This is a genomic window from Bacillus cereus group sp. N31 (assembly GCF_016483245.1).
Lineage (GTDB): Bacteria > Bacillota > Bacilli > Bacillales > Bacillaceae_G > Bacillus_A > Bacillus_A toyonensis.
Map to the genome: position 1 here is coordinate 60,540 of NZ_JAEHCH010000003.1, position 20,372 is coordinate 80,911.

The following is a 20,372-nucleotide window of genomic DNA, read 5'->3' on the forward strand; positions in this document are numbered from 1 at the left end:
TGATTAATAACATATAAAGAGGAGGAATAAGCTATGAGATATGTTCACGTTGGTATAAATGTTACGGATTTAGAGAAGTCTATCGAATTCTACGAAAAGGTATTTGGTGTGTCACCAGTTAAGGTGAAAGTAGATTATGCAAAATTTTTATTAGAGACGCCCGGACTTAACTTCACGCTGAACGTAAGAGATGAAGTGAAGGGAAATCAGGTAAATCATTTCGGTTTCCAAGTGGATACTGCTGAAGAAATAACATTACATAAAGAAAGATTAGAAAAAGAAGGTTTCTTTGCGCGTGATGAGATGGATACGACTTGTTGCTATGCGGTCCAAGATAAGTTTTGGGTAACAGATCCTGATGGGAACGAGTGGGAATTCTTTTATACAAAAGCACAGAGTGATGTTCATAAAATTGAAGATCCATCTTGTTGCACGACTTCTAACGTAGTAGAAAAAAATTCTTGTTGTTAATAGGAGATGGAAAATAAAATGAACCGTTTATCTTTTCTAGATCGATATTTAACACTATGGATTTTTCTAGCGATGGCTGTTGGGATTGGTTTGGGGTTTGTGTTTCCTAGTGTAGTAGACGGACTAAATACATTACAAGTTGGAACAACGTCTATCCCGCTCGCTGTCGGTTTAATTGTCATGATGTATCCACCATTAGCGAAAGTTCGTTACGAGGAAATGGGCCGAGTATTTAAAGACGTAAAAGTGTTGGTTTTATCTTTAGTACAAAACTGGATTATTGGACCTGTACTTATGTTTGTTTTAGCAATTATTTTTCTTCCTGATAAGCCAGAATACATGGTTGGGCTCATTATGATTGGTTTAGCACGCTGCATTGCAATGGTGATTGTTTGGAACGATCTAGCAGATGGGGATAAAGAGTATGCAGCAGGTTTAGTGGCTTTTAACTCAGTATTCCAAATGTTATTCTTCTCCGTTTATGCATACGTGTTTGTAACAGTCATTCCAGAATGGTTAGGGATTGAAGGGGCTATTGTCGATATTACAATGGGAGAAGTAGCGAAATCAGTATTTATCTATTTGGGAATTCCTTTTATAGCAGGCATGTTGACACGTTTTGTACTCGTTAAGTTAAAAGGAAGACAGTGGTATGAAAAGGTGTTTATACCGAAGATTAGTCCACTTACATTACTTGCATTACTATTTACAATCATCGTTATGTTCTCTTTAAAAGGGGAAATGATTGTTAGCGTACCATTAGATGTAGTAAGAATAGCAATTCCGTTATTCATCTATTTTATTGTGATGTTTTTTGTTTCTTTCTTTATGGGAAGAAAAATTGGTGCAAACTATCCAGTGACAACAACGTTAGCATTTACAGCAGGTAGTAATAACTTTGAGTTAGCAATTGCTGTAGCAGTTGGTGTGTTTGGTATTCATTCAGGCGCAGCATTTGCAGCTGTTATCGGGCCATTAGTTGAAGTACCTGTCATGATTGCCCTTGTAAACGTCGCTTTTTGGTTTAAGCGTAAATATTTTAATAATCAACCAGTATAATTTAAAAACAAAGGCGGAAAACAACATGGAAAACAAAAAGACAATCTATTTCTTATGCACAGGAAATTCATGCCGAAGTCAAATGGCAGAAGCATGGGGCAAACAATATTTGGGAGATAAGTGGAATGTATATTCTGCAGGAATCGAAGCGCACGGAGTAAATCCAAATGCTATTAAAGCAATGAATGAAGTAAATATAGACATAACAAATCAAACATCGGATATAATTGATGCAAACATTTTAAATAGTGCTGATTTAGTCGTTACGCTTTGTAGTCATGCGGATTCTGTTTGTCCTTCGACACCTTCGCACGTTAACCGTATTCACTGGGGATTCGATGATCCAGCAGGAAAAGAGTGGTCTGAATTTCAACGTGTTCGCGATGAAATTGGAGAACGTATAAAGCGATTTTCTGAAACAGGGGAGTAAATAAAGGACAGGGCCAATCTTCTATTTTATAGAGGTTGGCTCTTTTTTATTATCTACTTCTTTGGTTGAAAACAACTATTAAAACGAATAGAGAATATTCTGTCATGGTGGTAAAGTTAGAATAGAGCAGTTTCAGGGGGGCATAAAATATGATTTCTGAATTAAACATGAATGATTTTTATAAATGTAACGGTTTAGTAAATGAAAAAGGTCAATTAGAAGTAAAGGCTGTAATTGCAGGGGTGAATCCTGGTCGTATATTTGTAGATAATATCTATTCTCCTAATTCAGGACTTATCTGGTTAGGGAATAACGATGGCTTCTTTTTTATAGGAAGTGCAGAAAATGAAAAGTTTAATAATGAAATGAATAGTTTTATTGATAATGTGATAGAACCTGAGGCCAGAAAGGCTGGACTAGATTGCTTTGAAGCAATTGGTAATCATTCAAAGTGGAATAAAGCAATCAAAAAAATATTTCAATATCGTAAATTAAAGAGTTGGAATCAAAGAGTGTATACGCTAAAGGAAGAGGATTATGAGGATAATCATGAACCTAAAATTGAACAAGGGTATACAGTGATAAAAATGAGTAAAGCTCTCTATGAAAATCAAGGGAATGTATTGAAGAATATTGAATTTTTACAATCAAAAATTTTAGAGTTTTGGTCCTCGCTTGATGAATTTTTTAACGAGGGAATAGGCTATTGTATAGTTTTTGACAACCTGATTGTAAGTGTATGTTTTTCAGGGTTCGTTTTTGAAAATATACATTGCATAGATATTGAAACGATAGAAGGTCACCAAGGTAGAAAATTAGCGCAAACGATAGCTCATAGTTTCGTAAAAGAGTGTTTGGAGAATAATATCATTCCATATTGGGACTGCATGGAATTAAATAAGCCTTCTGTGGCCGTTGTAGAAAATGTAGGTTTTACAAATGTGTTTAATTATGTAGGATATTATTTTCCTTTTGAGTAAATTAAGTGTATTTTACAAACCTATCATCAAAAGTTTTTACATGTAAGGAGAATAGGATGAAACAAATAATAAAAGACATATTAATAAACTACTTTAAAGAAATTCATTCACTAATAGTTGAAGAAAAATTACATAAGAACAGTTGGCATACAGATTTACACTATAAAATCATGGTGAATGGGAATCGGTATTCCGCAAGATTTATAAATAGCGATCGCACAATCAATCCAGCCTTTGGGACGTTATCAAATGAACAATTGAAAGAGCAAGTACGGTTTACGTATTATTTACGCGAACATGAAATTCCTTTTATGCAGATAAACAAGAATAGGGCAGGAGAGCCATTTACATTTGTCACTTGGAATGATGAACAGTATCGGTTTGTATTGTCTACTTGGATGGAAGGGGAACATGTTACTCATTGCACAGAAACGATGGCAGAAGTCTTTGGAAAGGAAGCAAGAAAGATACATGATATTTCTAGTACATTTCAAAGCTCGATTTTTCAAAAGAAATCTCATTTAGATGGATATGGTGAGTTTATAAAGTTGTTAGAAAATAAAGGTGGTACATGTAAGGAATTGCAGAGGTATATGAATCTAGCTAAGTATCATTTAGAATGCGCACATACGAATGGTTTGGAGTTTATTGTGCAAACAGATTTAAATCCTTTAAATGTCATATGGAACTCCAATCAATGTGTAAAAGGAATTATAGATTTAGAATCGATTGGATATGTAGATCGAATTGAAGGACTAGCCTTTTTAATAAAATGGTACTCTCGAACGAAAGGAATACAGTCGCATAAAGTATGTTCGAAAGTTGCTAGAGCATTTTTAAAAGGGTATCGAGCTAATAACATTTTAACTTCAAATGATTATAAAAGACTTTCTTCACTACTATGGTTATCCGGTAGTCTAAATTGGAACTTCGTTAAAAAGACGTTGAGTCTAATAGGTGACGAGAGTGCATTAGTAGAACATTTGAGAGTTTATAAAATAAGGGGAGAAAGACTGTTGTCATTGTTAATTTGTAGATAACATTTATTCTTCTAATTTGGGATTCAAAAAAGAAATCATGTGAGGTGTTTAAAAAATGAAAATACAAATTGTATTGTTTGACGGTTTTGGAGAGCTTGTCTCTTTTGCTCCTTTTGAAGTATTGAAAAGAGCGATAGAAGAAGGTGCTCCATTTACGGTTGAACTCGTATCAAGTGAACCAAAACAAGAAGTTACTACTTCATTTGGAGTTACGGTTAAACTACATGATTTTTTAAGGATGGATAATCGTCCAGATTTGTTAATTGTGCCTGGTGGTGGCTGGAATCATAAAGCTGAGCACGGGGCACGAAAGCAAGCTGAGCTTGGCACTTTAAATAAAATAATTAGAGAGATGCACAACGAAGGAACGATTGTTGCTGGAGTTTGTACTGGAGGTATGTTATTAGCTGCATCTGGTATATTGAATGATAAAAAGGCAACAATGCATCATTTGGCGCAGTGTGAAATTCGTACATATGGGGCAGAGCCTCTTCCATACAGAATTGTGGATCAAGGGAATGTTATTACTGCAAGAGGAGTTACTTCAGGACTTGATTTAGGACTTTGGATCACGGAAAGATTTGCAAGTCCCAAAATTGCAGCTGCTGTTGAATATAGAATGGAATATGAGCGGCGAGGTGTCGTTTGGAAGTGATTTGACTGTAATCATAGTTTTTTTACTGTAGAGTGTATTAGATATTGTAAAAGAGAAAGAGCTAACTCATACGAGCCGGCTCTTTCTTTTATGTATTCATTTTCTATGTTTAATAATTTGGCTGAATATAACCTAATTTTATTCCCTTCGTGACAGCTTCTAAAATGAGAGGAGTTCAACATAATGGACATAAACGTTGCTTATACATGTAAAGGAAGATGTCATAAAATGAATAAAGACTGCTAATTTTTGTGTACTTTTTTGATTATGTAGAAATAGGGGAGATGACATGAAAGACAATACGCCTAAGAAAATTTTATTTATTCAATCAGGCATTCCTTTTTATTATCCAATGATCGAAGAAGCAATTTTGAATAGTTTACAAAAGGTAAACAGTAATACAATTATGGTGAACCCAGAACGAGCGATAGAAACCGCATTAAAAATGAAACCGGATTTTATTTTGGTACTTGGTGGTTTAAACGAGGGAATTATTAGTGTCATGCCAGTACTAAAGAGTGCAGGTTTTACTACTGGACTTTGGCTGACAGATGATCCGTATTATACGGATGTAACACAACATCTTGTGCCGTACTATGATTACATATTTACGCAAGATTTAAATTGTATCAAGTTTTATAGAGGATTAGGATGTAAGAATGTATTTCATCTTCCGTTAGCAGCAAATCAAGATGTGTTTAAACCTTCTCAGGAAGAAGATACATATAAATATGATCTTAGTTTTATAGGTACAGCATTTGAAAATAGACTTACCTTTGTTGATTCTATTTCAGAGTATTTAGCAGAAAAAAATATAAAAATTGTGGGGTTCGGTTGGGAGAAGTTAAATAATTATGAAAGATTAAAGGATAAAATACAACTCTTGCCACTTGCGAAGTATGAGGATGCATTGCAATATTACGTAGCTACTAAAATTAATATAAATTTACACCGTTCACCAAATGATCAGGAATTGAATTGTAATGCAGCAAATATCCAAGCATATTCAGTAAATAATAGGACGTTTGAAATTAATGCTGTAGGCTCTTTTCAATTAACTGATATACGACCAGATGTAGCAAAGCATTACATACCAGGTGTTGAAATAGAAACTTTTTATAGTGCACCAGAGTTTATACAAAAAGCAGAGTATTATTTGGAACATGTACAAGAAAGAAAACAAATAGCAAGAAATGGACTGGATAGAACTTTGAAACATCACACATATGATAAACGTATATTACAACTATTAAACTATATTAATTTTATAGGCGTGAAGATGTAGTCTAATCATTAACTGAAATGATAAGTGTTTCGTGCTTTCAACTAGAGTTAACTCTCGTATTCTATAAAATCATTTACGAAAAAGGGATTTGGATAATTTTATTGAATCTATTTATACAGAAAAAATAATTTCGTATTCAAACTAATTTATATCTAATAATTAGAGGAGATTAAAAATGAATCACTTTTTTGTAGAATTTGGCGAATATAAAGCAAGTGTTTGTGAATGGGGAGATAAAAGTAATCCTCAAATCATTTGTTTTCATGGTTTAGGAAGTACAAAATTAAGTTTTATAGAAATAGCGGAACTTTTAAAAGAGAACTATCATATTGTATCGTTTGATCTACCTGGACATGGGAATACACCAAGTTTTGAGAAGGATGAAGATTACGGTGCATCTCATTTAACAAATTGGGTAGTAGCATTACTTGAGCAGATAGGAAAAGAAACATTTCATATATTAGCACATTCATGGGGAGCAAGCGTTGCGCTTCACTATGCAGCAGAATGTACAGAAAAAGTGAATAAAATGGTTTTGCTAGATGGTGGTTATCATCATGGTAAAATGAATGCAAATTATTTTGCGGAGCTATATAAAGGTGCGAAAGAAGGAGAGTGCCCACCGCGGTCATTAGAAGAAGAAATCACCCATTACGAAAAAGATTTTGATGAATATATTTTTGACAGTAAAGAAGCATTCATCCAATCAGAAAAAATGGTTTACAGTAGATGGTCACCATTAATAGAACGTGCGGTTTATGACTTAATGCGAGAAGAAGATAATAAAGTGAAATGGCATGCTAATGGCGATACCGCTAGAAGTATAATTAAGTTTCAATATACGGTGTATAAAACGTTGAAACTGCATAAAATTAAAAGCGATATTTTATTATTGTATTGTGATCTTCCAGATAATTATTTAGAAATAAGAGAATTACAGATTGCGGAATTTAAGAAGCATATTAATATTACGACTAAGCTTTATATAGATACAGGGCACCTAATGCATTGGGATAGACCAGAAGAGATTGCTGAGGATGTTTTAAATTGGTTCATATAAAGAAGGTCCGTTGTTCGAATTTAAGCAACGGATTTTCTTTTGAAAAACTTAATGTAGTTGTCATAGCCAGTTCCTTGTAAATAGAGATAATAAAGCTAGCTATAAGTTCAAACGGTTGTAAGCCTAATACCCAAAATTTCATGTATCTCAACTGTACCCCATATTAGAAAAAACGATATTTTGATGCAAAGTTATCGTGCGAGCAAGAACGATTTTTGGCTTTTTATTATCGGCAGGATTATTAATTAGTTATCTGTTTTAAATAAAAAATATTATTACGTGACTAAACCCCGATTTCTCAATTTTAATATGGAGAGATTGGGGTTTTATTTTTATAGCGTGTATTTTCCCTTTTAATCAAAAGCAAACTTTAAAAACAAATAAAAATATCAAGCATGTGAGCATCAAGAACGGAAGTGCATGGAATATACATTGTTAGCTTGATGGGGATGTGGCGCTACCCCTATGCCAATCAAGCTAACATTTTGAAATGCCTCAAAAACGAAAATTTCATCTTTTCATAGGTGTCCATGAGAGTTGAACTCATTTTTTCGTTTTGGGGTAATTTTGAATTCTTGAATTGATGGCAATATGGTGAGAACCTTTAATCGTAATCAGCATTATGATAATCGTTATTTAAGCTGGGCACTCTTCCATGGGGACGATATTCTATGTGAAAGGTATTATGTTATTACTTGTACTGAGGCTCTTCATGTTCAATTTGTTGAAGACGAGGATTTAAAGATTCAATAATTTCTTGAGTTTGTTGTGCTGCACCTGTATATAATTGTTTTGCTTGCTTGTTATCAGTATCAAGAACAAATCCTTCTAGGCATGCTTGAGCACTCTTTAATCCAGCGATAGTTTGTTTAAGTTTAGTACTTACTGTCATGTAGTATTCCTCCTTGTAAATGTACTTCAAAATATAGAGTGCCTATTTTGTTATCATCGTACGACTTCCAATTTTAGGGTTATGCGAATGAGAAATTTTATAGTTAATCATTCAAAGAAGGATTTTTTTAGCTAATAGATACATGGAATAGTTTTGTCCCAATAACAAAAACTAACAGAAATAAAACGATAATATATAAAGGAGATTAAATATGCTAAAAAAGATAGGAAGAATTTTCCGAGTATTCCTCTTTTTATTTATCGGTGGATGTTTAGTTCTGTTTGTTTGGGGTGAAATTGAAAGAACGATAGCCGAAAAAAATGGGATATTTAGCCAAAATTCTAGTCAATACCCTATGCGTCAAAGTGATATTACTTTGTATACAGATGGGAAACAGTTAAACAATCAACTATTCTCAGATATAGAGAAAGCAAAGCATTACGTGCATGTTAACTTTTTTTCTATTGCTGATGATAAAGTAAGCCATCAGTTTCTAGAGTTATTGCGGAAAAAAAGTCAAGAAGGTATAGAAGTATACTATGCTTTGGACAGGTTAGGTGGAATTTTACTAAAGAAAAAGGAAAGAGAATTATTAGTTAAAAAAGGAGTTCATTTTACATATTACAATAAACCTGCTTTCCCTTATCTTTTTTCTTCTTTGGATCATCGGAATCATCGTCGTATTTCAGTTATTGATGGAAAGGTTGGTTACATTGGTGGATTCAACATCGGAAAGAAGTATTTGGGAGAAAAAGAAAAACTTGGTTATTGGAGAGATTATCATCTTCAAATACGAGGAGAAGGAGTTCAAGATTTAGAACAACAATTTGTATTAGACTGGAAGAGAAACTCAGAGAAACCGATTCCGATACACAGTGCGGTAAAGGAAAAGGGAGCAACCTCGCAACGATTTACTACATATTATAGTGGAGAAAAACTTGGGCAAGATTATAAAATGCTGTTTCAACAAGCAAAAGAATCCATTATTATATTAACACCTTATTTTATACCAAAAGACAGAACTATTTGGAACGCATTAGTAGATGCAAGAAAGAGGGGAGTCCGTGTCAAAATTCTATTCTCACCTCATTCGGATGCACTATTAGTTAAAGAAGCAGCATATCCATATATCCGAAAAGCATTAAAACAGGGGATGGAAGTATATGGTTACAAAAATGGGGTGTTACACGGTAAAGTATTTTTGATTGATGAAAAAGTATTGATGGTTGGGACCGTGAATTTTGATTCACGCTCGTTTCATTTAAATGAAGAAATGAACTGTTATATTCATGACCCCATCTATATTTCGAGAATAAAACCAGTGATTAATGCAGACTTACAAAATTCAAAGCAAGTAACATCCTCTGACGTCAACCAATTATCTATAAAAGAAAAAATAAAAGAAAAGGTTGCAAAAATATTTGAGTATTATTTGTAAAGACAATGTATTTTTATACTTGGATAACAGGGGTTATATGCTTAGTGATTTTACGTATTCTCCATGGAATCAGCTGGGCAGTTGCTACAAGTTCGATAGAAAAGGCTGTGATTGATGTATCCCACGATCTCGTCGTGGAGAAGCAATGGCATGGCTTTAGGACCAGCATTAGATCTTTGGGTAATAAAATCATTTTCATTCCATTATCTATTTCTTCTATGTACAGGATTAGCACTTGTTGCATTCATACTTGTACTTGGTACAAAAATACCATCAATTCAACATGTATCAAAAAACGCTAAGCAAAAATACAATAAGCTGCCCATATGGACAGCTTATTTACATAATTTTCGTTACAGGTAGTTCATTATTTATAAGTTAAACTCATTTATTTTTTACTCTCTTTACTTGACTTTGTTATGGAAGAAAAAGTATAAATTACAAGGGCTAACCAAATAAAGGTAAAAGCTATAAAATGAGCTTTTGTTAACGTTTCATTATAAAGAAAAACACCGGCTATTAGTGACAGAGTTGGTGAAATATATTGGAGAATACCAAGCATAGATAATGAAACTTTTTTAGCACTCTTTGTAAATAATAAAAGTGGTAGAGCTGTTACTATGCCACTCCCTATTAATAATAAACTGGTTGAAACAGAATTGAAAAATTGTATTTGAGATTGAAACATCAAGTAAGTCAAATATACTAACGCAATAGGCGAAATTACCATCGTTTCAAGTGTTAATCCAATGACTGAATCTGTTTTAATCATTTTTTTGGCTAAACCATAAAATCCAAAGGTAAGCGCCAAACTAAGAGAAATCCAAGGAATCACACCATAATGGAACGTTAGTGTTAATACACCAATGCCTGCTAATATAAATGCAAGAATTTGAGAACCACTTAACTTTTCTTTTAATGCGATTACACCGATTAACATACTTGTTAAAGGATTAATGTATTGACCAAGACTTGCTTCTAATATTTTTCCATTAAGCACTGCCCACATAAAGATGCCCCAGTTTGAACTAATCAGTACAGAAGCAATAATAAGTGACCAAACTAATTTTGGATTTTTAACAATTTCTTTCATGAATTCAACATATGTAGACCATTTCTTCATGAAAAATAAAAGTACAAGCATAAAAATAAAGGACCAAAAGACTCGTTGTGCTAGAATTTCTCCTGAAGATACGTGTTGAATAAGCTTCCAGTAAATTGGAGTAATACCCCACATAATATAAGAAAGTACTGCAAACACAATGCCATCTTTTTCATTATTTAATTTCATTCTGAGCCTTTTTCCTAAATATTTAAGTGTTAAATTACCTAGTTTGTTTTAAATAACTATTAGTAGTAGGGTAGTAGGGAAAGTAGTGGTGTAATCCACTTTTTCTTTTTCTATAACTCTATTCATTTTTATACATTCCTATCCTGGCATGGTTTTTGGGTTACTGGATTAGCAGAAAAACTGTATAAAATCTAGTATACTCTTAGCCTGTTTTTTTCTGAAATGCTGGCGGTACCCTGGTTTTAAGTTAAAAAATCCCCGGAAATAAACCTTTTATAAATATGATTATTTTATTTCGAGGGGCTCCTTATAAATCTTAGCTATATATTTTACGAAATCAATGACGGGATAGTGTATGAGTGAACGGTGCTGTGTAAAACGGATCCCTTTTTTTTCCATTGATAGGAAGAACCGTGAAAAAAATTCTCTCCTTTTACCCTGTGACTAAATATAATTTCTATTTTTTCTCTACGTTGTTTTTCCTTCATATGCGCTTCCGTTGACTGCATGTTTATCGCCTCGTCCCTTTTTGTTGTATACTGTTTCACAAAATTTGGTCTAACTCATCATAGCCAATGTGCATTAAGCTTGTTGGGAATTGTCGTTTAAGGCTATCTCATCAACTGTATTTTTTTCAAGCGCTTAATCTAATATATTGGATTATAATCTTACGTCTAAATAAGTTGATAGTGTATATAAAACACTATCAATCTTTATTATAAAACGATTCTTTATAGGCATGCACCTTTTTACACTCACCAAAATTTACAACATGACGAGTATCTTTATCCATGAATGTTATTCTGTATTTACTGAGGTTAGTTTTTTATTTTGACTAACTAACATATTGTATGCCTCAATATCTATTTTATAAAAAAGAAAATAGATGTAACGGTCCCTCTTTTGATAAAAAAATTCTATGAAAATATAGCGCTCTTAAAGAGTTTTGTTACAAGTTTGTTATGTTTGATTTAAAAAAAGGAAAGTAATATTTATTTGTAGAAAATTTTTAAGGATAAAAATAAGATGAATATCCATGGTAAGAAAAGGGGGCACTTATATGCTAACAAATGATTTAGATTTCCGATTAGAACCACGTTTAAAAGAACTGTATGAACAACATAAAATAAGAGCGCAGAAGATAGACTGGGGTTATCATGAGTTTTTACCATGGGATAAGGGAATGGATTTTAAAAGAGTTCCTTGGGATGAAAGTCAAGTTACTCTCCCTTCTGGTGTAATTACGGCCATTGAAACAGCTTTATTAACAGAAGTGAATTTACCGTGGTTTACAACGTATTTATCTGCGACTTTTAAAGGTTCCCTTTCTGTTATTACAGACTTTATTCATACTTGGACCTCAGAAGAGGATCAACATTCGAATTTATTAGAGACATATTTACTACTCACTCGAAGTGTAAACCCTAAACGTATACATGAATTAAGAAAATCAGTCGTTGAGTGTGGATTTGAGCCTGATTTTCATACACCAATCGAAGCCATGACGTATACGACGCTACAAGAACTTGCAACAATGGTGTTTTACAGTAATGTAGCTAAGGTGGCAAGTAAGCATGATCCAGATCTTGCTACATTATTACGCCGTCTTGCAAAAGATGAAACACTTCATTATGCGTTTTATCGAGACGTTATTCGAACACATTTAGAATTGGAACCAAATTATTGCTACCATATTGCCAATGTGATTAGGAATTTTAAAATGCCAGGTGCCGTCATGCCTGATTTTGAAAATAGAATGGCTGTGATTGCAAAAGAAGCAAACTATGGACCACTACAATATTTTGATCAAGTACTTGATGTAGTGGTTGAGTATTGGGGGTTAAAAGACTTACGACCAATTGCCCCTCTAGCAGAAAAAGCAAGAATTGAGATTTTGGAGTATCATATAAGATTGAAAAAAATACGGGATCGATTTGGCCGTTTTCAAGGAAAAACTGATCTATGTTAATGAGTAGAGATTTCAGTATATACGCGTGGGAATTCCCTTTTCTTTTATTTGAAATCTAGAACGCTCTCTATTATTTTGCGGCTGTTTTACTTAATTTAACTTCCGAAGAAAAAAGTGATTGACACCAAAAAAAACTCATGATATTATTAAATATTTGATAAAAAATAACATATGTGTTAAGCTTGAGAAGGTTACCACATATGGAGGTGGGTTATATGTTTCAAATTGGCGATAACATTGTTTATCCAATGCACGGAGCAGGTATAATTGAAGCCATAGAAGAAAAAGAGTTCTCAGGGAAAAAGCAACTTTATTATGTCATAAAAATGTCCATTAGTAATATGCAAATCATGATTCCTAAGGGCAAAATATTGAGTTCGAATATACGCCCAGTTATTGATATACTTACATTAACGCGCATTATACACATTTTTCAGCATGGAGAATCAGGTGAATTAATGCCGTGGAAACAAAGGCATAAAGTAAACACAGATAAAATAAAAACGGGTGAAATACAAGAAGGTGCTGAAGTTATACGTGATTTAATCCGTATAAAGAAGGAAAAAGCACTGAATACAAGCGAAAAAAAATTGTTGGATGATGCATATAAATTTTTGGTCAGTGAGCTAGAATTAATTAAAGGAATCACTGAAAAACAAATAAAAAGTTTCTGTTGAGATTTATTATAAATACTGTATGACATCCCTTGGAAATATCCTGAATTTTCTGGGTATACGATGATTATTAAAAGGAAAGTATTTCAAAGATATTCAATTTCTTCAACTCACTTTTAGAGTAGATACCTCTTTTGTTATTACTTCAATCTAATCCATTTTTATTTTTAAATTTCTTTTACGAACGTTTGAAGTTTCATCAAATAACTCGATTAAATAGTCACTTGATTTTTACAATCCTGATTCACACTGGCACGGACAAGGAGCCGTAAGGATGAAAGAGAGGTAGGGCTTTCATTGTTTTAGGTAATATACTATCTAAGTCATTATTTCTAGAAGAAAAAACAATCAATCTCACCGCTATCTTTTAGAGTTCCTTACATCTACTGAGACAGTGAATAGTAATTGTTTATCTTCTTTACGTAAAATTGATAAACGAACTGGTAACACCATATGGTCAACTACAAAAAATTGGTTTCCAGACCAGGAAACCAATTTAAATTTTATTTACATACCAATAGTAAATTAAGCAGTAAGAAGGAGTACACACATGAAAAAAATGTTAACAAAAGAATTAAATAATGAATTAAAGAAGCGAGAAGGGATCATCTCTATTACAGTTGAGTCTTATGAAAAAATCGAAGTTGGTGGAATTCGTGTAGATGGACCAGCTATTATTCTAATTAATCAAGAATAGGTAAAAATAGTTGCATACAAGGAGAAAAGGATCGGCCTTTAAGAGAAAGGGGATCCTTTTTGCTTGTTGCAGCTAATATGGGATATACATAACTTTTATCTGATGTGTTGGGATTAGAAGGAAGGAGAGGGTCGGGATTATCATGGTGGAGAGCTTAGTATTGGTAGGATTTCTTTTTACGTTATATAAATTAGTTGATAAAAAACAAACTAATTATTTAAAACGATAGATTGTTTCCTTTTTAAGGGCTAGATTTATTTGAGAGTGAAATGGATTATTTAAAGGAGGAATTTAGATGGATGCAAGGAAAGAACGCATAAAATACGAGAAGATGTCAAAGAATTATGATCGTATTTATTTAGTTTCGTTTATCCTATTAATTGTACTTGTTTGTAGTAGTGTGATTATCATAGGAGCTACAGGGGGAAAATATGGAGTGTTTTTATTGTTAGCAATTTTACTTAACGCACGTATTACGAAAGAATCTCAAAAAAAGTATGAGTACTATTCTAATAAAGGGCGTATTTAAAATGATACATATCCTGAAAGGAACAACCTAGATGTACATTCAAAATATCCCTATATCATCACCTATTAACTAGTAAAAGTAACTTTATATAAATAATTTTTTAGCAATTTAGGAATAGGAACCGTATCTTATTAAAATGTTATTTCCGTTCATATAATGAATTATCCTTCTAGCATATTTATAAGATTTACATCATATATTAGGAGAAAGAATGCGAGTTAGAAAGGAGTCTTATAGAATGAGTTATTTGGAGGGAAATGACTTTAGTAAACAAAATATGGTAAGTGTGCCTAACCCCTATGTATATCAGACATTACAATCAGTAATTGGTAAACATGTGGTTATTGAAACTGTAAGAGGAAATATAAGAGGTAAATTAAAGGATGTGAAACCCGATCATTTGCTCATTGAAGATACGGCGCCATATATTGTACGCATTCAACAAATTGTATGGATTATGCCAAAACAATAATCAAATTACATGTGATTTGATTTATAACAGATTAGCGTCATAGAGCATCAAATAAAAACACAGGGTTTTATCTCTGTGTTTCTTCAAATTTTCGTTTTTGGATATATGCTTGAGCATGGATAATTTCTTTCTGAAGTTCTTTGAATTCTTTCGTAGATCCAGATTCAATCCTCATGTACGTAGTAACTAGACTAATCATCATATCCAACTTCTCTACTATATTTTGAATGACCTGTTCAGATTGCTCTTTTTTAGGGTGTTGTATTGCTATTAAAGCATTTTCTATATAATTGTTCTTTCGTTGCTGGATATCATAAATAAACTGTTTTGTGTTTGAGTTCATTTGTTATTCCTCCGTTTTGGATATACTTCTATTCTATCATATTTGAATGGAAAATATTAGATTACCTAAATTCACACCTGTCTCGGTGTTAAGGTATTCATAATGTGTTCTAAATCAACTTTGATGTACTGAGACTGTTTTTTTTACTGTTCCACTTCGAAAGTATTCAGGAAACTCATTTTTGATATACACCATATTATTTAGTTTAAGTCGCGATATATAATAAACGCCTCGTTGGTCCATTTGATCTAAATCTTCCAGTGAATAATAGCATAAATCCCGAATACATAAATCGCCAGGTCGTAATGTTGCTAAACATTCTGTTCCAAAGGTCTTATCATTGTTCTTACCTGATTCAACTTAAAAATTTAAAACCTGTCCACTATGTAAATCATATTCTAATTGAATCTTTATACCTGCTGTTTGTGCACAACCACCTGATCCAGGATACACACTAGCTAAATGTTTTGGTACTTGAAAAATCGTCGCATCTAAAATACGAATCCGTTGAAAATAGGTAATTGAAGAGCTTGGAATCACTGATGTTTCACAAATTTTATTTTTTAATAATATAGAGAAGATATGTTTTAAAAAGCAAACATCCTTATTATTGAAGCGTTTATTTAGTCCTTCTGGACTCATAAGAGTTCCTGTAACAGCATGAAGTTGACTACACAGTCGAACTAAGGAATCACTCGCTACACGTTGACTAATCCACACACAAATAATAGCTAAATCATGTCCTGAAAATTTACGCTTTCTTTGTACAAAAGCTAGTTCTCTAGCGAGTTTTTCTAAAAATGATGGGGTAAGATGTTGATGTAATTCTTCAGCAAATAATTGTAGCTCGCTTCGAATTGAAAGATTCATAAAAATCTCATCCTTTCTAATAATCAAGCTTGTTTAGAAAGAATAACGTTTTTTTATACCTGAGGATAGTGAAAACTTTGAGTTTTCCTTACAAATATCGTGAATTCATTTCGAATTCGCGCAGTTTTCTGTTAATTTAAAGAGATAAACTTGGATATATATGCTAATATCAGGGAGGGATTGTAAAGAAAACTAAAAAACTGGAGGTAATTATGAAAACTTTCATATATATGGTGAGACACGGGGATTCACCGAAATTCGGAAAAGAAGAGATAAGAGGATTAACTGAAAAAGGAAAATTAGATGTTCAACGAATAACAGATGTATTACAAGGTGAGGGAATCGACGTTGTTATCTCGAGTCCATACAATCGCTCAATTCTAACTGTTCAGCAGTTAGCGAAGCAAATAGGACAAGAAGTTATAGTATTTGAGGACTTAAAAGAGAGAATTTTTATTGCTGAAGAGGAACGAATGTCGGATAAAGAATTATTCCCTTTGATAGAAAAATCATTCATAGACCCCGACTTTGCTTTAACGGGAGGAGAGTCGAATGTCGACTGTCAGAAACGTGCTATAAAAGTTTTAAAAGAATTATTAAACACCTATCGAGGACAGAAAGTAGTATTAGGCACTCATGGAGCTGTAATGACTTTGATGATGGGGTATTATGACAGTAAGTATGATTTGAATTTTTTACTACAGACATCAAAACCAGATATATATAGAATGGAATTCAATGGGCAGGAATTGGTGGAAGTTAAAAGATTGTGGGAAATTTCATAGATTGACTTTATTCATCCATAGCTTACCTAAATGACGTGTATTATAAGAAAAAGGGTTACTGCGGTAACCCTTTTTCTTATGGCATTGATTTCAACAATATAAAAATTCGTTTTCTTAGCGTACAAAACTCACGTTTTGTTCTTGCTATCTCGAGGTGAAATGGGAGGGAATGTTTTTGGGCAGAATATTTTTAAAGTTATTTTTTAAATCAATCCTATTTGTTTTCTTATGCGGTATTGTTGTTTTTTCTATATTTCAGATTATTTTTGTCTGGAGTGTTTCGACAGGATTAGGGAGAGATGATATAGTCGGATTTTCTGATAATAAGTATGTAATTGGTCGTCCGCCTGTTAGCTATAATTTATATAAAAAAGATAGTGGGGAAACTATATTAGATAATGTTATTGGTTATAAAAAAGGGAAAACTAAAAGCTATATTCGGAATGAAATTGAATTTGTAGTGATAAATGAGACAAAGGGTAGCTATGAATTGTATAAAATAGAAAAGGCTTCAGAAAAAGATATAGAACGGCTGAAAGAAATGAAGAAATTAGAATAAAAGAGACTATCTGAAAGGTAAAAATGTACACTTGTTATTGTTAGATCTAAAAAATGGTTTAGACTGATAACTGGGTTTTATTTTATGAAAAGAATTATTATTAAAATAAAGCATTAGGGGTTCAGTCCCATACCCTCAAGCTAATATTTTGAAGTGTCCTCAAAACGAAAATTTTCTTCGTTTTGGGGAACTACCAATTTCTTAAGTTGGGCATGGGGTATCGCCAGCATTTGGGAAAAAATCAAGCTAAGCAAAAATAAAATAAGCCATCCGTTTGGACAGCTCATTTACATAATTCTCGTTAGCGGGAGTTATCAATAATTTATATATGATAAAACTCTTAATTTAGTAATTTGCGTAGTACAAGCCGTAACCAAATCTATTAATCTGACATACCATATGAAGGTAACTTTAAATCGATAAAAAAGTTGCAAAGGAGGTGAATATAAAGTGGCATCATTTGAAATTGGAGCAAGATCTCTTTTCAATTTTCGAAACCAACGTTTTTTCTTATTAGTTGAAGATGAAATTACAATTCCAGATAAAGGTGTAGAAATTGATCCAGTTAATATCTACGAAATTGACGAGCAAACTTTCAATCTTATTAGAGATGAAGGTGATACACCTGTAATTGTACCAAGTGATGAATTTCCAACTGTACCACCTGGATTTAAATTAGAACGAAAATGTATTTTTACAGTCGATAATGCATACTTTGTAATCTATGATTTAGAAGATGGAACTGATAACAACGTCCTATTAAGAATCAGTGCAGCTTTATTTAACTCATTGAAAAATTCCGGTGTTCGTGAATGTGTACCTCAAAATTTCATTTGAGAACATAATTTGATTAAACCTCAAATGGAATACCCTTTGAACTATTTAACCCTTAGTAGAAAACTACGAGGAATTAAATTGTTATGTAAAAAGTTTTTTTAATTATTAGCAGTTTTTGGCGGTTCGGCAGGTACAATTGCTAGTCCAAGTCGAGCAACCTAAGAAAAGCAAATACCCCAAAACGAGAAAATTAGCATATCCAGGTGAAAATGTACAATTTTTTTGTTTTGGGGGTATTATGAAATTCTTAAGTTGATGGGCATGCAACTGTACCCCATATTAGAAAAAACGATATTTTGATGCAAAGTTATCGTGCAAGCAAGAGCATTACAGTTCTATCACCAATTCATTTTTTGATATAATAGATGTGACGCAGGAAATAGATAGAAAGATACTGCTAGTAATTTATACTTAAAATGTAGGGAGCTTGAACAGAGTTATGGGGACAGAAAAAGAAATTAGTTCCGCTAAATTAATATGGAAGATGACGCGCCCGCATACGTTAACGGCGACGTTTTCTCCTGTAATTTTAGGAACAGTGGCATCACTTTATGTTGCCAAAATTGATTGGCTGTTATTTATTGCGATGATGGCTGCATGTTTAGCATTGCAAATAGCAACGAACTTATTTAATGAGTACTATGATTTTAAACGTGGATTAGACACTGCTGAATCCGTTGGAATTGGTGGCGGAATTGTCCGTCATGGATTGAAGCCAAAAAATGTTTTAACAGTTGCGCTTTTATTGTATGTAGTAGCAGCATTAATTGGCATTTATATTTGTATGAATAGTAGCTGGTGGTTAGTCGTAATCGGTTTAATTGGAATGGCGGTTGGCTATTTATATACAGGTGGTCCATTACCAATTGCGTATACTCCGTTTGGAGAATTAGTTTCTGGATTGTTAATGGGGACATGTTTTGTACTTATTGCTTTCTTTATTCAAACGAATACGATAACGATTGAAAGTGTATTGATTTCCATTCCAATTGGAATTTTAGTCGGTGCAATCAACATGTCAAATAACATCCGAGATATTGAAGAAGATATTAAAGGTGGAAGAAAGACATTAGTAATCCTCCTTGGGAGAGAGAAAGCTGTAGTAACACTAGCTGTAGCCTTTTTCGTTGCTTATTTATGGATCGCGGTAATTGTATTAATGGGTTATATAAGCCCTTGGGCATTAGTTATGTTCCTAGGTTTGAGAAAGCCAATCTCTGCTATTCAAAGCTTCCAAAAAGGGGCAAAGGATCCCGGGTATATGCGCATCGCAATGAAATCAACAGCGATGACAAATACAATTTTCGGCTTCTTATTATCAGCAGGATTATTAATTAGTTACTGGTTTTAAATAAAAAATATTGTTAAATAACTTAACCCCAATCTCTCCATATTAAAATTGAGAAATTGGGGTTTTTATTTTGCTTATGTTTAACGTTAAGAACATTTTCATTTGAAATGAAAATACCAATAAATTGCAACTTCATCATTTGTCATATCCAAACCTTTATAAACAAGAAAATCAAACCCACCAATTACAAATCCGCATTTTTCATAAAATTTACATGCTGTAACATTATTATTTTGCGTTTCAAGCATGATCCCGGGCATGTTGCTTTCTTTTGCCCATTGCTTTGCTTGATCAACTAATCTTTTACCAACTCCGAGTGTACGATATTTTTTATCCACCGTTATATCTTCTATGTAAGCATAGTGATTCCAATTTTTTTTCAATACTATGAATCCGATGATTTGGTTATGTAACAGTGCTATGTAAATTACTTGATTAGGCTTATTTATATACTCATTGTACGCCAGTTCTTCATTATCATTTTGTAAATAACTTTTTTCATAACTCGGAACGTCTTCTATTGTATATTCTATGCGTCTATTTACTTTTGAAAGAGAAAGAATTAACCGAGCATTCACTATAAAACTGTCATCAATCTCTGGGAAATTGTCTAAATCATTTGTTTTTAACTCTCTAATTAAAAGGCTCATCGTGATACCTCCAAATAATAGTATTTCTCCTGGTT

General features: G+C 32.9%; 22 protein-coding genes and 3 pseudogenes. 19 read left to right on the forward strand and 6 right to left on the reverse strand.

Translation table 11 applies throughout. The annotated features are described in order from the left end of the window. Nucleotides 1-33: 33 nt before the first annotated feature. From JDS81_RS06780 to JDS81_RS06815, 8 genes are all read left to right on the forward strand, one after another. On the forward strand, nucleotides 34-471 hold the full coding sequence (locus JDS81_RS06780) for an ArsI/CadI family heavy metal resistance metalloenzyme (protein WP_097952154.1): 438 nt from the start codon (nucleotides 34-36) through the stop codon (nucleotides 469-471). Nucleotides 472-489: 18 nt separating this feature from the next. Further along, on the forward strand, nucleotides 490-1,530 hold the full coding sequence (gene arsB / locus JDS81_RS06785) for an ACR3 family arsenite efflux transporter (RefSeq protein WP_097952152.1): 1,041 nt from the start codon (nucleotides 490-492) through the stop codon (nucleotides 1,528-1,530). Nucleotides 1,531-1,555: 25 nt separating this feature from the next. Continuing rightward, nucleotides 1,556-1,960, forward strand: coding sequence for an arsenate reductase (thioredoxin) (gene arsC, locus JDS81_RS06790; protein ID WP_097952150.1), 405 nt, complete (start codon nucleotides 1,556-1,558; stop codon nucleotides 1,958-1,960). 149 nt (nucleotides 1,961-2,109) lie between these two features. Further along, nucleotides 2,110-2,940: a GNAT family N-acetyltransferase gene (locus JDS81_RS06795; RefSeq protein WP_097952147.1), complete on the forward strand. Its 831-nt coding sequence runs from the start codon at nucleotides 2,110-2,112 to the stop codon at nucleotides 2,938-2,940. A 56-nt stretch (nucleotides 2,941-2,996) separates the two neighbouring features. Continuing rightward, nucleotides 2,997-3,980 carry a phosphotransferase enzyme family protein gene (locus JDS81_RS06800; RefSeq protein ID WP_142311493.1) on the forward strand — a complete coding sequence of 328 codons (984 nt, stop codon included), beginning with the start codon at nucleotides 2,997-2,999 and terminating at the stop codon, nucleotides 3,978-3,980. A 55-nt stretch (nucleotides 3,981-4,035) separates the two neighbouring features. Continuing rightward, a complete protein-coding gene (locus JDS81_RS06805) occupies nucleotides 4,036-4,635 on the forward strand; it encodes a DJ-1/PfpI family protein (protein WP_097952145.1) in 600 nt (199 codons plus the stop codon). Nucleotides 4,636-4,924: 289 nt separating this feature from the next. Next, complete coding sequence (locus tag JDS81_RS06810) at nucleotides 4,925-5,920, forward strand: CgeB family protein (protein ID WP_016087252.1); 996 nt, start codon at nucleotides 4,925-4,927, stop codon at nucleotides 5,918-5,920. A 175-nt stretch (nucleotides 5,921-6,095) separates the two neighbouring features. Continuing rightward, a complete protein-coding gene (locus JDS81_RS06815; RefSeq protein ID WP_097952143.1) occupies nucleotides 6,096-6,980 on the forward strand; it encodes an alpha/beta fold hydrolase in 885 nt (294 codons plus the stop codon). A 691-nt stretch (nucleotides 6,981-7,671) separates the two neighbouring features. Here the strand turns inward: JDS81_RS06815 and JDS81_RS06820 are convergent. Then, nucleotides 7,672-7,872 carry a DUF1657 domain-containing protein gene (locus tag JDS81_RS06820; protein WP_000218935.1) on the reverse strand — a complete coding sequence of 67 codons (201 nt, stop codon included), beginning with the start codon at nucleotides 7,870-7,872 and terminating at the stop codon, nucleotides 7,672-7,674. Nucleotides 7,873-8,083: 211 nt separating this feature from the next. Between JDS81_RS06820 and JDS81_RS06825 the strand changes: the two genes are divergently transcribed. Both JDS81_RS06825 and JDS81_RS30915 read left to right on the forward strand, forming a co-directional pair. After that, nucleotides 8,084-9,310: a phospholipase D-like domain-containing protein gene (locus JDS81_RS06825; RefSeq protein WP_097952142.1), complete on the forward strand. Its 1,227-nt coding sequence runs from the start codon at nucleotides 8,084-8,086 to the stop codon at nucleotides 9,308-9,310. Then, nucleotides 9,298-9,637, forward strand: a pseudogene (locus JDS81_RS30915) (MFS transporter); the annotation flags it as partial. The gene JDS81_RS06825 and the pseudogene JDS81_RS30915, both read left to right, overlap by 13 nt. 61 nt (nucleotides 9,638-9,698) lie before the next feature. Here JDS81_RS30915 and rarD read toward each other — a convergent pair. Both rarD and JDS81_RS06840 read right to left on the reverse strand, forming a co-directional pair. Further along, nucleotides 9,699-10,601, reverse strand: a complete 903-nt coding sequence (gene rarD / locus JDS81_RS06835; RefSeq protein ID WP_000773904.1) for an EamA family transporter RarD — start codon at nucleotides 10,599-10,601, stop codon at nucleotides 9,699-9,701. A gap of 285 nt (nucleotides 10,602-10,886) precedes the next feature. Further along, nucleotides 10,887-11,110: pseudogene (locus tag JDS81_RS06840) on the reverse strand (hypothetical protein). A 551-nt stretch (nucleotides 11,111-11,661) separates the two neighbouring features. Between JDS81_RS06840 and JDS81_RS06845 the strand changes: the two are divergent. From JDS81_RS06845 to JDS81_RS06865, 5 genes are all read left to right on the forward strand, one after another. Next, nucleotides 11,662-12,570 carry an acyl-ACP desaturase gene (locus JDS81_RS06845; RefSeq protein WP_098165103.1) on the forward strand — a complete coding sequence of 303 codons (909 nt, stop codon included), beginning with the start codon at nucleotides 11,662-11,664 and terminating at the stop codon, nucleotides 12,568-12,570. Nucleotides 12,571-12,785: 215 nt separating this feature from the next. Beyond that, entirely contained in the window at nucleotides 12,786-13,247 is a 462-nt protein-coding gene (locus JDS81_RS06850) for a CarD family transcriptional regulator (protein ID WP_097843188.1), read from the forward strand. 547 nt (nucleotides 13,248-13,794) lie between these two features. Next, a complete protein-coding gene (locus tag JDS81_RS06855) occupies nucleotides 13,795-13,941 on the forward strand; it encodes a BC1881 family protein (RefSeq protein ID WP_097954383.1) in 147 nt (48 codons plus the stop codon). 295 nt (nucleotides 13,942-14,236) lie between these two features. After that, the gene (locus JDS81_RS06860; RefSeq protein ID WP_000340034.1) at nucleotides 14,237-14,470 is read left to right on the forward strand and encodes a hypothetical protein; all 234 of its coding nucleotides are present in this window, start codon (nucleotides 14,237-14,239) and stop codon (nucleotides 14,468-14,470) included. 238 nt (nucleotides 14,471-14,708) lie between these two features. Next, nucleotides 14,709-14,942: a YuzF family protein gene (locus JDS81_RS06865; protein ID WP_000120817.1), complete on the forward strand. Its 234-nt coding sequence runs from the start codon at nucleotides 14,709-14,711 to the stop codon at nucleotides 14,940-14,942. Between the two features lie 67 nt (nucleotides 14,943-15,009). Here the strand turns inward: JDS81_RS06865 and JDS81_RS06870 are convergent, their stop codons facing one another. Then, nucleotides 15,010-15,285, reverse strand: a complete 276-nt coding sequence (locus JDS81_RS06870) for a hypothetical protein (RefSeq protein WP_097954382.1) — start codon at nucleotides 15,283-15,285, stop codon at nucleotides 15,010-15,012. 77 nt (nucleotides 15,286-15,362) lie between these two features. Further along, nucleotides 15,363-16,155 (reverse strand): annotated as a pseudogene (locus JDS81_RS06875) (IS4 family transposase); the annotation flags it as partial. A 212-nt stretch (nucleotides 16,156-16,367) separates the two neighbouring features. Here JDS81_RS06875 and JDS81_RS06880 point away from each other — a divergent pair. From JDS81_RS06880 to menA, 4 genes are all read left to right on the forward strand, one after another. Beyond that, nucleotides 16,368-16,940, forward strand: coding sequence for a histidine phosphatase family protein (locus JDS81_RS06880; RefSeq protein ID WP_097954381.1), 573 nt, complete (start codon nucleotides 16,368-16,370; stop codon nucleotides 16,938-16,940). 175 nt (nucleotides 16,941-17,115) lie between these two features. Beyond that, nucleotides 17,116-17,499 (forward strand): hypothetical protein, encoded by a 384-nt coding sequence (locus JDS81_RS06885; RefSeq protein ID WP_000532580.1) that lies wholly within the window; start codon nucleotides 17,116-17,118, stop codon nucleotides 17,497-17,499. Nucleotides 17,500-17,949: 450 nt separating this feature from the next. Next, on the forward strand, nucleotides 17,950-18,336 hold the full coding sequence (locus JDS81_RS06890) for a hypothetical protein (RefSeq protein ID WP_000135755.1): 387 nt from the start codon (nucleotides 17,950-17,952) through the stop codon (nucleotides 18,334-18,336). A gap of 439 nt (nucleotides 18,337-18,775) precedes the next feature. Beyond that, nucleotides 18,776-19,687: a 1,4-dihydroxy-2-naphthoate polyprenyltransferase gene (gene menA, locus JDS81_RS06895; RefSeq protein WP_097954380.1), complete on the forward strand. Its 912-nt coding sequence runs from the start codon at nucleotides 18,776-18,778 to the stop codon at nucleotides 19,685-19,687. A gap of 98 nt (nucleotides 19,688-19,785) precedes the next feature. Here the strand turns inward: menA and satA are convergent, their stop codons facing one another. After that, on the reverse strand, nucleotides 19,786-20,337 hold the full coding sequence (satA, locus tag JDS81_RS06900; protein ID WP_097954379.1) for a streptothricin N-acetyltransferase SatA: 552 nt from the start codon (nucleotides 20,335-20,337) through the stop codon (nucleotides 19,786-19,788). Nucleotides 20,338-20,372 lie beyond the last annotated feature (35 nt).

Coding starts and splice junctions, on each gene's coding strand:
- satA (WP_097954379.1), bottom strand. CDS start 20,337: ATGAGCCTTTTAATTAGAGAGTTAAAAACAAATGATTTAGACAATTTC.
- JDS81_RS06860 (WP_000340034.1), top strand. CDS start 14,237: ATGGATGCAAGGAAAGAACGCATAAAATACGAGAAGATGTCAAAGAAT.
- JDS81_RS06845 (WP_098165103.1), top strand. CDS start 11,662: ATGCTAACAAATGATTTAGATTTCCGATTAGAACCACGTTTAAAAGAA.
- JDS81_RS06855 (WP_097954383.1), top strand. CDS start 13,795: ATGAAAAAAATGTTAACAAAAGAATTAAATAATGAATTAAAGAAGCGA.
- JDS81_RS06795 (WP_097952147.1), top strand. CDS start 2,110: ATGATTTCTGAATTAAACATGAATGATTTTTATAAATGTAACGGTTTA.
- JDS81_RS06810 (WP_016087252.1), top strand. CDS start 4,925: ATGAAAGACAATACGCCTAAGAAAATTTTATTTATTCAATCAGGCATT.
- JDS81_RS06800 (WP_142311493.1), top strand. CDS start 2,997: ATGAAACAAATAATAAAAGACATATTAATAAACTACTTTAAAGAAATT.
- JDS81_RS06870 (WP_097954382.1), bottom strand. CDS start 15,285: ATGAACTCAAACACAAAACAGTTTATTTATGATATCCAGCAACGAAAG.
- JDS81_RS06805 (WP_097952145.1), top strand. CDS start 4,036: ATGAAAATACAAATTGTATTGTTTGACGGTTTTGGAGAGCTTGTCTCT.
- JDS81_RS06815 (WP_097952143.1), top strand. CDS start 6,096: ATGAATCACTTTTTTGTAGAATTTGGCGAATATAAAGCAAGTGTTTGT.
- JDS81_RS06880 (WP_097954381.1), top strand. CDS start 16,368: ATGAAAACTTTCATATATATGGTGAGACACGGGGATTCACCGAAATTC.
- arsB (WP_097952152.1), top strand. CDS start 490: ATGAACCGTTTATCTTTTCTAGATCGATATTTAACACTATGGATTTTT.
- JDS81_RS06780 (WP_097952154.1), top strand. CDS start 34: ATGAGATATGTTCACGTTGGTATAAATGTTACGGATTTAGAGAAGTCT.
- JDS81_RS06825 (WP_097952142.1), top strand. CDS start 8,084: ATGCTAAAAAAGATAGGAAGAATTTTCCGAGTATTCCTCTTTTTATTT.
- JDS81_RS06850 (WP_097843188.1), top strand. CDS start 12,786: ATGTTTCAAATTGGCGATAACATTGTTTATCCAATGCACGGAGCAGGT.
- JDS81_RS06865 (WP_000120817.1), top strand. CDS start 14,709: ATGAGTTATTTGGAGGGAAATGACTTTAGTAAACAAAATATGGTAAGT.
- menA (WP_097954380.1), top strand. CDS start 18,776: ATGGGGACAGAAAAAGAAATTAGTTCCGCTAAATTAATATGGAAGATG.
- rarD (WP_000773904.1), bottom strand. CDS start 10,601: ATGAAATTAAATAATGAAAAAGATGGCATTGTGTTTGCAGTACTTTCT.
- JDS81_RS06820 (WP_000218935.1), bottom strand. CDS start 7,872: ATGACAGTAAGTACTAAACTTAAACAAACTATCGCTGGATTAAAGAGT.
- arsC (WP_097952150.1), top strand. CDS start 1,556: ATGGAAAACAAAAAGACAATCTATTTCTTATGCACAGGAAATTCATGC.